General features: G+C 66.7%; 10 protein-coding genes and 3 pseudogenes. 10 read left to right on the top strand and 3 right to left on the bottom strand.

Annotated elements, in window-relative coordinates; genetic code table 11:
* Nucleotides 1-1,271, bottom strand: a pseudogene (locus tag ACOJVU_RS12680) (amidohydrolase family protein); the annotation flags it as partial.
* A gap of 292 nt (nucleotides 1,272-1,563) precedes the next feature.
* Here ACOJVU_RS12680 and ACOJVU_RS12675 point away from each other — a divergent pair.
* From ACOJVU_RS12675 to ACOJVU_RS12645, 7 genes are all read left to right on the top strand, one after another.
* Nucleotides 1,564-2,085 carry a carboxymuconolactone decarboxylase family protein gene (locus ACOJVU_RS12675; protein ID WP_421530097.1) on the top strand — a complete coding sequence of 174 codons (522 nt, stop codon included), beginning with the start codon at nucleotides 1,564-1,566 and terminating at the stop codon, nucleotides 2,083-2,085.
* 77 nt (nucleotides 2,086-2,162) lie between these two features.
* Nucleotides 2,163-3,386, top strand: a complete 1,224-nt coding sequence (locus ACOJVU_RS12670; protein ID WP_421530099.1) for an aromatic ring-hydroxylating oxygenase subunit alpha — start codon at nucleotides 2,163-2,165, stop codon at nucleotides 3,384-3,386.
* Nucleotides 3,370-3,693, top strand: a complete 324-nt coding sequence (locus ACOJVU_RS12665; protein WP_421530096.1) for a hypothetical protein — start codon at nucleotides 3,370-3,372, stop codon at nucleotides 3,691-3,693. Before ACOJVU_RS12670 ends, ACOJVU_RS12665 begins: the two co-directional genes overlap by 17 nt.
* 3 nt (nucleotides 3,694-3,696) lie before the next feature.
* The gene (locus ACOJVU_RS12660; RefSeq protein WP_421530095.1) at nucleotides 3,697-4,926 is read left to right on the top strand and encodes a metal-dependent hydrolase family protein; all 1,230 of its coding nucleotides are present in this window, start codon (nucleotides 3,697-3,699) and stop codon (nucleotides 4,924-4,926) included.
* Entirely contained in the window at nucleotides 4,901-5,350 is a 450-nt protein-coding gene (locus tag ACOJVU_RS12655) for a nuclear transport factor 2 family protein (protein WP_421530094.1), read from the top strand. The genes ACOJVU_RS12660 and ACOJVU_RS12655 overlap by 26 nt, the downstream gene beginning before the upstream one ends.
* Nucleotides 5,347-6,435, top strand: a complete 1,089-nt coding sequence (locus ACOJVU_RS12650; protein WP_421530093.1) for an acyl-CoA dehydrogenase family protein — start codon at nucleotides 5,347-5,349, stop codon at nucleotides 6,433-6,435. The genes ACOJVU_RS12655 and ACOJVU_RS12650 overlap by 4 nt, the downstream gene beginning before the upstream one ends.
* Before the next feature lie 63 nt (nucleotides 6,436-6,498).
* Complete coding sequence (locus ACOJVU_RS12645) at nucleotides 6,499-7,257, top strand: acyl-CoA dehydrogenase family protein (protein ID WP_421530098.1); 759 nt, start codon at nucleotides 6,499-6,501, stop codon at nucleotides 7,255-7,257.
* Nucleotides 7,258-7,510: 253 nt separating this feature from the next.
* Here ACOJVU_RS12645 and ACOJVU_RS12640 read toward each other — a convergent pair.
* Both ACOJVU_RS12640 and ACOJVU_RS12635 read right to left on the bottom strand, forming a co-directional pair.
* Nucleotides 7,511-7,591: pseudogene (locus ACOJVU_RS12640) on the bottom strand (acyl-CoA dehydrogenase family protein); the annotation flags it as partial.
* A 27-nt stretch (nucleotides 7,592-7,618) separates the two neighbouring features.
* Nucleotides 7,619-7,780: pseudogene (locus ACOJVU_RS12635) on the bottom strand (acyl-CoA dehydrogenase); the annotation flags it as partial.
* A gap of 254 nt (nucleotides 7,781-8,034) precedes the next feature.
* Here ACOJVU_RS12635 and ACOJVU_RS12630 point away from each other — a divergent pair.
* From ACOJVU_RS12630 to ACOJVU_RS12620, 3 genes are all read left to right on the top strand, one after another.
* On the top strand, nucleotides 8,035-8,685 hold the full coding sequence (locus ACOJVU_RS12630; RefSeq protein ID WP_421530092.1) for a TetR/AcrR family transcriptional regulator: 651 nt from the start codon (nucleotides 8,035-8,037) through the stop codon (nucleotides 8,683-8,685).
* A gap of 187 nt (nucleotides 8,686-8,872) precedes the next feature.
* Nucleotides 8,873-9,721 carry a mycofactocin-coupled SDR family oxidoreductase gene (locus ACOJVU_RS12625; RefSeq protein ID WP_421530091.1) on the top strand — a complete coding sequence of 283 codons (849 nt, stop codon included), beginning with the start codon at nucleotides 8,873-8,875 and terminating at the stop codon, nucleotides 9,719-9,721.
* Nucleotides 9,722-9,732: 11 nt separating this feature from the next.
* Nucleotides 9,733-10,554 (top strand): SDR family NAD(P)-dependent oxidoreductase, encoded by an 822-nt coding sequence (locus ACOJVU_RS12620; protein WP_421530090.1) that lies wholly within the window; start codon nucleotides 9,733-9,735, stop codon nucleotides 10,552-10,554.
* The last annotated feature ends 29 nt before the right edge of the window (nucleotides 10,555-10,583 follow it).

The following is a 10,583-nucleotide window of genomic DNA, read 5'->3' as shown; positions in this document are numbered from 1 at the left end:
GCGTTGGCGGTGAAGTCCGCGACCGACGAACCGGCCCGCGTCTCCTTGTGGTGGCTGAGCGCCTGAATGGACACGTCGTGCCCCTCGGCGGCTTTGCGCAGCGCGCCGACCGTGGCCTGCTCGCGGGGAATGTGGGTGAAAGGGTCGAACGAGTACCAGCGCATCGCGTTCTCGTGGGTGATCTTGTCGATCTCGTCGTCGGGCACGTTGTTGACCGACAGGACGTCCCACAGCTCCTCGGGGGCGCCCGGCCACATCGAGTCGCTGTGCGGGTAGTCGGCCTCCCAGGCGATGTTGTCGATGCCGATGTCGTGACGCAGCCTGACCCCGGTCTTGTCGCTGATGAAGCAGGTCAGGAAGTGCTCGCGAAAGATGTCGCTGGGCAGTTTGCCGCCGAAGTTCTACTTCGTCCACGTCGAGTGCATCTCGTAGGTGCGGTCCACCCGCTCCAGGAAGTAGGGGATCCACCCGGTGCCGCCCTCCGACAGCGCGATCTTGAGGTCCGGGTAGTCCTTCACCGGCTTGGACCACAGCAGGTCCGCGGCGGCCTGCACGATGTTCATCGGTTGCAGCGTGATCATCACGTCCATCGGCGCGTCGGGGGCGGTGATCGCCAGCCTGCCCGAGGACCCGATGTGCACGTTCATCACGATGTCTGCGTCGCACAACGCTTTCCACAGCGGCGTCCAGTAGGGGTCGTGGAAGCTGGGATAGCCCATCGCGGCCGGGTTCTCGGTGAACGTCAGCGCGTGCACGCCCTTCTTCGCCACCCGCCGCACCTCCGCCGCGCACGCCTCGGCGTCCCAGATCACCGGCAACGCCATCGGGATGAACCGCGCCGGATAGGCGCCGCACCACTCGTCGATGTGCCAGTCGTTGTATGCCTGCACCAAAGCGATCGAGAAATCGTGGTCCTCGGTGGCGAACAGGCGCCCGGCGAAGCCGGGAAAAGACGGGAAGCAGATCGATCCCAGGATGCCGCCGGCGTTCATGTCCTTGATGCGCTCGTCGACGTCGTAGCAACCCGGCCGGATCTCGTCGAGGCCCTGCGGTTCCAGCCCGTACTCCTCCTTGGGCCGACCGGCGACCGCGTTGAGCGCGACGTTGGGGATCACCGTGTCGCGGAATTTCCACATGTCCGAGCCGTCGGGGTTGTGCACCAACCGGGGGGCGTCGTCCAGATACTTCTCGGGCAGATGGTTCTTGAACATGTCGGGCGGCTCGACGGTGTGGTCGTCAACGCTGATCAGGATCATGTCGTCTTTGTTCATGGCCGTTCCTTCCGCATGGGGACCCAGCTGGTCCCGGTCGAACGCGCTGCTCCCCGTACAGCGTCGGCGGATCGCCCGCCAGGCACCGACGTCACTAGTGTGAAAACTAGCTTCTCGCGAAGTGAGAATCAACATCCCCGCGCGCCGCGCGGTCCCCGCGGGCCGCTCCGGCGCAGCCTACGGCGGGTGCTCCTACGCAGCTAAACGCCAGGATTGACCCGGCGGTCGAATCATGCCAACCTATTGGTTAGAAAAGAGAATCTCATTCTCTTTCGCCGAGAGGAGACTGCCGGTGCGTGTGCAGCCACTGCCCGCCGACGAGTGGGACGAGGTTGTCCGGACGTCGCTGTCCGTCATGCTGCCACCGCAGCGGTGCAACCCCGAGGACGCCGGCAATCTCATGGCCACGCTCGCGCGCCACCCGAAGCTGGCCCGCTCCTATCTGCGGTTCGGCGGGTACCTGCTGTACGGCTCCACCCTGCCGGCGCGCATCCGCGAGCTGGCGATCCTGCGGGTCGCCCACCGACGCGACTGCGCCTACGAATGGTCACACCACGTCACGATGGGCAGGGAAGCGGGATTGTCGGACGCCGAGATCGCCGCCGCCCGAACCGGCGAGGCGGCCGACGGGTTCGACCGTGCCGTGATCGACGCCGTCGACGAACTCGACAAGAAATCGAACGTGTCGGATCAGACGTGGGCCACGCTGTGCGAACGGCTCGACGAACGGCAATGCATGGATCTGATCTTCACCGTCGGCGGCTACACCGCACTGGCGATGGCCATCAACGCTTTTGGCGTCGAAGTCGATTGAGACCAGAAAGAAGGACAACAACGGTGGCGCACTTCCCCAAACCGGCAGCGGGGAGCTGGACGGAGAACTAGCTCGAACTGGGCACCGCGCCGGTCGATTACAGCGACTCGATCGACCCGGCGTATTTCGAAGCCGAGCGCGAGGCGATCTTCAAACGCACATGGCTCAACGTCGGGCGGGAAGAGCGGCTGCCCAAGACGGGCAGCTACTTCACAAAGGAACTGCCGTCGGCGGGTCCCGGCATGTCGGTGATCGTCGTCAAGACCAGGGACGGGTCGGTCAAGGCGTTCCACAACGTCTGCCGCCACCGCGGAAACAAGCTGGTGTGGAACGAGTTTCCACACGAGGAAACCTCGGGCACCTGCCGGCAGTTCACCTGCAAGTACCATGCCTGGCGCTACAGCCTCGACGGCGAGCTGACGTTCGTCCAGCAGGAGGACGAGTTCTTCGACGTCGACAAGAGCCGGTACGGCCTGGTGCCCGTCCGCTGCGAGGTGTGGGAAGGCTTCGTCTTCGTCAATTTCGACAACAACGCCGCGCCGCTCACCGACTACCTCGGGCCGCTGGCCAAGAGTATCGAGGGCTACCCCTTCGGCGAGATGACCGAAACCTACTCCTACCGCGCCGAAGTCGGCAGCAACTGGAAGCTGTTCATTGACGCGTTCGTCGAGTTCTACCACGCGCCGATCCTGCACCAGGGCCAGTACACCAAGGAAGAAGCCGCCAAGATCCAGAAGTTCGGCTACGAGGCGCTGCACTACGAGGTGGCCGGCCCGCACAGCCTGCAGTCGACCTGGGGCGGTCAGGCGCCGCCCCCGGACATGTCCATGGTCAAGCCGATGGACCAGGTATTGCGCAGCGGACTGTTCGGCCCATGGGACAAGCCGGAGATCATCGACAAGCTGGAGCTACCGCCGGGTGTCAACGTGAAGAGGGTGCCGCAGTGGGGCATCGACTCCTGGCTCTTCTTCCCGAACTTCATGCTGTTGATCTGGGAGCCGGGCTGGTTTTTGACCTACCATTACTGGCCGACCGCCGTGGACAAGCACATCTTCGAGTGCTCGCTGTACTTCGTTCCGCCGCGCAACGCGCGCGAGCGTCTCGCCCAGGAGCTGGCGGCGGTGACGTTCAAGGAGTATGCGTTGCAGGACGCCAACACGCTGGAGGCCACCCAGACCATGATCGGCACCAAGGTGGTCAAGGACTTCCTGCTCTGCGATCAGGAAGTCTTGATCCGTCATCTGCACAGGACGACCGGGGATTACGTGAGGGAGTACCGGAACAATGGCGTTACCGTCTGAATTCGCCCAGCTGGAACCGTATCTGGACTGGGACCTGGCCACCGAACCCGAGCGTTACGCCAAGCGGTTGGCCTCGACGATGGCCGAGATGCAGGGCTTCTACGACGCGGCCTTCCCTCGTCTGGACGACGTGGTCGCCTACTGTGACAAGTATCCGCTGGACGATCTGCCCGACGACGCGAAGACCCTCATGCACATGATGCAGTCGTTGGTGATGGTGTCGTTCCCGGTCGAGGCCTGGAAGCAGCTGCGCGTGCCTGACAGCGGGGCCGCGTGGGTGGAGTTGATCCGGGAACCGGTGATCTGAGAAGTGTTGACAATCAAGGCCGCCGGGCTGCTCGACGTCGACGCCGGCGAGATCGTCTCGCCGGGCATCCTACGGATCGAGGGCGACCGGATCGCCGGCGTCGGTGGCGATGTCGAGGGTGATCTGATCGATCTGGGTGAGGCGATCCTGTTGCCCGGGTTGATGGACATGGAGGTCAACCTGCTGACGGGCGGGCGCGGGGAAAAGCCCGGCCTGTCCATGGTCCAGGACGACCCGCCGACGCGGATGCTGCGCGCCGTCGGCAACGCGCGCCGTACCCTGCGCGCCGGGTTCACCACGGTGCGCAACCTGGGCCTGTTCGTCAAGACCGGCGGGTACCTGCTCGACGTGGCGCTGGGCAGGGCGATCGACGCTGGCTGGATCGACGGGCCGCGGATCGTGCCGGCCGGGCACGCCATCACCCCGACCGGCGGGCACCTGGATCCGACGATGTTCGCGGCGTTCGCACCGCACGTGCTGGACCTGACCGTCGAGGAGGGTATCGCCAACGGGATCGACGAGATCCGCAAGGCGGTGCGCTACCAAATCAAGCACGGAGCCGAGCTGATCAAGGTCTGCTGCTCGGGCGGGGTCATGTCGCTGACAAGCCCTCTTGGTGCACAGCACTATTCGGACGAGGAGCTGTGCACGATCGTCGACGAGGCACACCGCCGGGGTCTGCGCGTCGCGGCGCACGCCCACGGCGCCGACGCGGTCCGCCACGCCGTCGCGGCCGGTATTGACTGCATCGAGCACGGCTTCTTGATCGACGACGAGGCGATCGCGATGCTGGTGGAGCACGGCACGTTCCTGGTCAGCACCCGGCGCCTGGCCGACGGCGACGCGATGGACATCTCCCACGCCCCGCCGGCGCTGCAGGCGAAGGCCGCCGAGATGTTCCCGAAGGCGCGCACCTCGATACTGGCCGCTTACGAAGCGGGCGTGAAGATCGCCGTCGGCACCGACGCGCCGGCGATCCCGCACGGCCGCAACGCCGACGAGCTCGTCACCCTGGTGAACTGGGGCCTGTCACCGCTGTCGGTGTTGCGCGCGGCGACCCTGACCGCCGCCGAGCTGATCGACGCCGACGACCGGGGCCGGCTGGCCGAGGGCGGGCTCGCCGACATCATCGCGGTGCCCGGAAACCCGTTGGACGACATCACCGTTACCCAGCACGTGGGCTTCGTCATGAAAGACGGCAAGGTCTATGTCGACACGGCCATCCAGAACTGACGATCTCGTCGAGATCCAACAGCTGCTGGCCCGCTACGCGGTCACCATCACCCAGGAGGACATCGACGGACTCGTCGGCGTCTTCACCCCCGACGGCACCTACAGCGCCTTCGGCGAAACCTACAGCCTGGCCAGGTTTCCCGAATTGGTGGCCGCCGCGCCGAAGGGACTGTTCCTGACCGGGACCGCGGCGGTCGAGCTCGACGGCGATTCGGCCAGCGGGACCCAGCCGCTGTGCTTCATCGACCACGCCACCCACGACATGCGCATCGGCTACTACCGCGACACCTACTCCCGCACGCCCGAGGGATGGCGGCTGAAAACCCGCGCCATGACGTTCATCCGACGCAGCGGGGTACACGACTCCGGGCGCCCGCACGCGATCGGGCGTCCCGCGGGCGACGGCGCATCGACGGCACGGTGAATGTCGAGGAGTTCCGTGCGGGCCTGCGCGCATGGCTCGACGACAATGACCTGACCCCCGCGATCGGTCATTCGCTGCAGGGCCACATGCGTCAATTCGCCCGGGTCAGTCGGGCACTCTACGACGCCGGCTGGATGCGGTACGGCTGGCCGGTGCAAGTCGGCGGCCTGGGTGGCCCCGCGGTGCTGCGCGCGCTCGTCGGCGAGGAGGTCGTCGGCCGCCGGCTGGCCGAACCCGGCCCCTATTCGATGCTCGAGGTGCTCGCGCCCACCATGATCGACTACGCCCCCGCCGAACTCGCCGCGGAGATGGTGCCGCGATTACTCAGCGGCCAAGAGCACTGGTGCCAGGGCTTTTCCGAACCCGGTTCGGGCAGCGACCTGGCCTCGCTGACCACCCGCGCCGTACCCGAGGAGAATAACTGGATCGTCAACGGGCAGAAGGTGTGGACCAGTTTCGCCCAGTTCTCCACCCGCTGCATCCTGCTCACCAGGACAGCGCCCGGCCATGACGGGATCACCGCGTTCTTCGTCGACCTGGACACCCCCGGCATCACCATCTGCCCGCTCCGCACGATGCACGGGGTCGACGAGTTCTGCGAGGTCTACTACGACGACGTGGTGATACCCGGCAGCCGCATGCTCGGCCGCCCCGGCGACGGCTGGCGGCTGGCGATGGACCTGCTGCCCTACGAACGTTCCACCTGCTTCTGGCAACGCATCGCCTATCTGTACGCACGATTCGACGAACTGATCGCGCAAGCGCGCGATCCCGACGAATCAGCTCTCGGCGCTGCCTATCTGGCGCTGCACACGCTGCGCTGCCGGTCCCGCGACACCCAGCACCGGCTGCGCGACGGGGCGCAGCTGGGACCGGACACCTCGATCGACAAGGTGCTGCTGACCACCGCCGAACAGCGGCTCTACGACACAGTCCGCGACCTGCTGCCCGGAGCTCTGGAGCTCGACGACACGCCCTGGCGCCCGGAATACCTGTACTCGCGCGCGGCGACCATCTACGGCGGCACGGCCGAGATCCAGCGCAACATCATCGCCCGCCGGCTGCTCGACCTCGGGAAGGAGTAAACCGTGGCGGACTTCACCGATCCAGAGTCACTGGCACTCTTGACCGACTCGCTGCGCACCGCGATGGCCACGACCTCGGGCGCGAAGCTCGATGCGGCCCTGGCCGGCCGCGGCTGGCTCGACATGCTCGACGAAACGCCTGACCTGGCAGTGCCGTTGGTGTTCCGGCTGCTCGGTGAAACGGGCGCGCATGCCCCCGTGCTCAACGACGTGCTGCTGCGGGCATCCGGGTCCCCGCCCGGGGGCATGGTGCCGCTGCCGTTCGCCGGCGGCTCCTGGGTGGTGTGGGAGCGCAACGACGGCCCGAGCTCGGCCGTCGACGGGGAACTGCCGATACACCGTGTAGCCCGGGCCGATCCGCTGCCCGAGGCCGCCCTGAGCGCGGGACGGCTGGCGGTGGGCTGGTGGCTGGCCGGCTGCGGCCGGGCCATGCTCTCGCTGGCGCGCCGGCATGCTCTGGACCGCGTCCAGTTCGGCCGGCCCATCGGGTCGTTCCAGGCGATCCGGCACCGGCTGGCCGACACGATGATCGCGATCGAGGGAGCGGAGGCGACCCTGCACGCGGGGCCCGCCTCCGTGGACCACCCCGGCTTGGCCTGCCTGTTGGCCAAGGCCGCGGCGGGACAGGCGGCGCTGACCGCCGCGCGGCACTGCCAGCAGGTGCTGGGCGGAATCGGTTTCACCGCCGAGCACCAGCTGCACCGTCACATCAAGCGGTCGCTGATCCTGGACGGGCTGCTCGGCAGCGCCCGGGAACTGACGCGGGAGGCGGGCACGGCGTTGCGGGCCCAAGGTTTTGCGCCGCGGCTGGCACAGCTGTAGCGCGTTTCGCCGCATCCGTCACTCCCGTCACTGCGCGGTGGGGTGTGTCGTTGCGCCCGCCTCACAGCGACAACTGCCCACCGACGCGAATTTGTCGCTGCGAGGCGAGCAAAAAGCCACAGCCAAACTCCTTGTGACACAGGGGAGCTACGGGACGCATGTGGCGTGGCGCGGCGCGACGGCCGCGCCACGCACCTCACCACGCGCCGCGGATGCGACGACACGAAATGCCGGGACGCGCCGGGGCGCGAGACTAGTTGCGCGGCAGCCCGAGTACTCGTTCGGCGATGATGTTGCGCTGGATCTCGGACGTGCCGCCGGCAATGGTCGCGGCGAACGAGCGCGCGTACGCCAACAGTACTTCGGCGTCGAGCACGGCCCGCGTCTTGCGCGACGCCAAGACAGCCCACCGCCACTGCTGCTCCGGGGTCCCGAACGACAACAACGACGCCGCGATGATGCCCACACCCTGGGGATTGAAGCTCTGATAGATGCGCCGTCGCCCGAGTTCCTCCACGTAGACGTCAGCTGCACAACACTCCCCAGAACAATTTCGGCCGTCGCGGAATGCCGGTAGATCAAGGCTTCCACCTACCCGGCGGTAACCTCTTCGCGATTCCGCTTCCAAAGATACGTTGGAGAGAATAAAATTCTCTTCGGCAGAAAGTAACAATCTCCGACATGTCTTCCGTGAGGGGATCGAGCGCAGCGATGTCACGGCGTTCTCCGGTACAGTCCAATCATGTTCTCCCCTCGCGGCAATCGTCCGAGCCGCCCGTGACCAGCCCCAGCGAAGAGCCGGCCTGGAAGCAGCGCGCCGTCGAGCGGTCCATCAAAACCGCGAAACTGCGTGCCGCGCAGCGCGTTCAGCGCTTCCTGGACGCCGCGCAGGCGATCATCATCGAGAAGGGCAGCACGGACTTCACCGTCCAGGAGGTCGTGGACCGCTCCCGACAGTCGCTGCGCAGCTTCTACCTGCAGTTTGACGGGAAGCACGAGCTGCTGCTCGCACTGTTCGAGGACGCGCTGAACCGGTCGGCCGATCAGATCCGCGCCGCCACGGAAAGCCACACCGACCCGCTGGAGCAGCTCAAGGTGGCAGTCGAGCTGCTGTACGAGGCCTCACGCCCCGACCCGACGGCCAAGCGCCCACTGTTCACCGACTTTGCGCCGCGGTTGCTGGTGACGCATCCGGCCGAAGTCAAGGTCGCCCACGCGCCGTTGCTGGCGTTGCTGACCGAGCTCATGGAGGCCGCCTGCGAGGCCGGCGAGTTGCGCACCGGCATCAATCCCAAGCGCATGGCGGCGATGACCATGCAGACCGTCATGTTCATCGCGCAATCCAGTGGCGGCTCTGACGACGCGACGACCCACCCCATCACCGCCGACGAGGTGTGGGACTTCTGCTCGCGCGGGTTCGTCGGCTGACGCCGGCCCCGGGCCACCCCTGACGATGTGAGCGGACGGCGCATCCGGTTTGCCGTTGGAGAATATTCTTCTCAATATTAAGAATAACAAATAGCAGAAATGAATCCGCCATTGACACTCGTTCTGTGCGATGACAGAGTTCAGGTGCGGCACGACGCGTGGTCCCGGGGAAGGAATCGAGGTAGACATGGCTGGACGTGTTGACGGCAAGGTCGCTTTCGCCACCGGGGCGGCGCGCGGCCAGGGCCGTAGCCACGCGGTGCGGTTGGCTCAGGAAGGCGCCGACATCATCGCCGTCGACATCTGCAAACCGATCCGCGACGGCGTCACCGACACGGCCATCCCGGCGTCCACGCCCGAGGAGCTCGCGGAGACCGCCGACCTGGTCAAGGCCCACAATCGCAGGATCGTCACGGCCGAAGTCGATGTCCGCGACTACGACGCACTCAAAGCCGCGGTGGACGGCGGCGTCGAGCAACTCGGCCGGCTCGACATCATCATGGCCAACGCCGGCATCGGCAACGGCGGCGAAACGCTGGACAAGACCAGCGAAGAAGACTGGACAGAGGTGATCGACATCAACCTGGCCGGGGTGTGGAAAACTGTGAAAGCCGCTGTGCCGCAACTGCTGTCGGGCGGCGGCGGCGGCTCCATCGTGCTGACCAGCTCCGTCGGCGGGCTCAAGGCTTACCCGCACACCGGTCACTACGTCGCCGCCAAGCACGGGGTCGTCGGGCTCATGCGAGCGTTCGCGGTGGAGTTGGGGCAACACATGATTCGCGTGAACTCGGTGCACCCGACCCATGTCAAGACCCCGATGCTGCACAACGAGGGCACCTTCAAGATGTTCCGCCCGGACCTGGAGAACCCCGGCCCCGACGACATGGCGCCGATCTGCCAGATGTTCCACACGATGCCGATTCCCTGGGTGGACCCGGTGGACATCAGCAATGCGGTGCTGTTCTTCGCCTCCGACGAAGCCCGCTACGTCACCGGCGTGACCCTGCCCGTCGACGCGGGCGGCTGCCTGAAATAGGGTTCCGTCCTGTGGACGGATTCGAAGGGCGTAAAGCCGTCGTCACGGGCGGCGCGAATGGGATCGGGCTGGCGACCGCGAGCGAGTTCGCCCGCCGCGGAGCCGGCGTCGTGCTCGCCGACGTCGACACACCCGCGCTCGAGCAGGCGGTGACGCGGCTGCGTTCCGAGGGGTTCGAGGCCCACGGCGTGACGTGCGACGTCAGGCACCTCGACGAGGTGGTTCATCTCGCCGAGGAGTCCTTCCGCCTCCTCGGGCGCGTCGACGTCGTGTTCAGCAACGCCGGCATCGTGGTCGCGGGCCCGCTCGCGCAGATGAGCCACGACGACTGGCGCTGGGTGATCGACATCGACCTGTGGGGTTCCATCCACGCCGTCGAGGCGTTCCTGCCGCGGCTGATCGAGCAGGGCACGGGTGGCCACATCGCGTTCACCGCGTCCTTCGCCGGCCTGGTCCCCAACGCCGGCCTCGGAGCGTACGGCGTCGCCAAATACGGCGTCGTCGGCCTGGCCGAAACGCTGGCCCGTGAGGTCAAGCCCAACGGGATCGGCGTCTCGGTGCTGTGCCCGATGGTCGTCGAGACCAAGCTGGTCTCCAACTCCGAACGCATCCGCGGCGCCGATTACGGGATGGCGTCGTCCCCGGAGGCGACGCTGCCGGTCGAGGACGACACTCTGGGCGTCGAGGACGTCGCGCGCCTGACGGCCGACGCGATCCTGGCCAACCGCCTCTACATCCTGCCGCACGGGGCCGCCCGTGCATCGATCCGCCGCAGGTTCGAGCGCCTCGACCGCACCTTCGACGAACAGGCCGCCGAAGGCTGGCGGCACTAGCCGGGCGGTCCCAGGCGGTACTCACCGGT

This window comes from Mycobacterium sp. THU-M104 (assembly GCF_049197365.1).
Classification (GTDB): Bacteria; Actinomycetota; Actinomycetes; order Mycobacteriales; family Mycobacteriaceae; genus Mycobacterium.
The sequence above is the reverse complement of the archived record's forward strand: the minus strand, read 5'-3'. Positions and strand labels throughout refer to the sequence as shown.

Excerpts from the sequence above, each read along its gene's own strand:
- ACOJVU_RS12625 (WP_421530091.1), top strand. The coding sequence starts at position 8,873 with ATGGCTGGACGTGTTGACGGCAAGGTCGCTTTCGCCACCGGGGCGGCG.
- ACOJVU_RS12655 (WP_421530094.1), top strand. The coding sequence starts at position 4,901 with ATGTCGACACGGCCATCCAGAACTGACGATCTCGTCGAGATCCAACAG.
- ACOJVU_RS12645 (WP_421530098.1), top strand. The coding sequence starts at position 6,499 with ATGGCCACGACCTCGGGCGCGAAGCTCGATGCGGCCCTGGCCGGCCGC.
- ACOJVU_RS12665 (WP_421530096.1), top strand. The coding sequence starts at position 3,370 with ATGGCGTTACCGTCTGAATTCGCCCAGCTGGAACCGTATCTGGACTGG.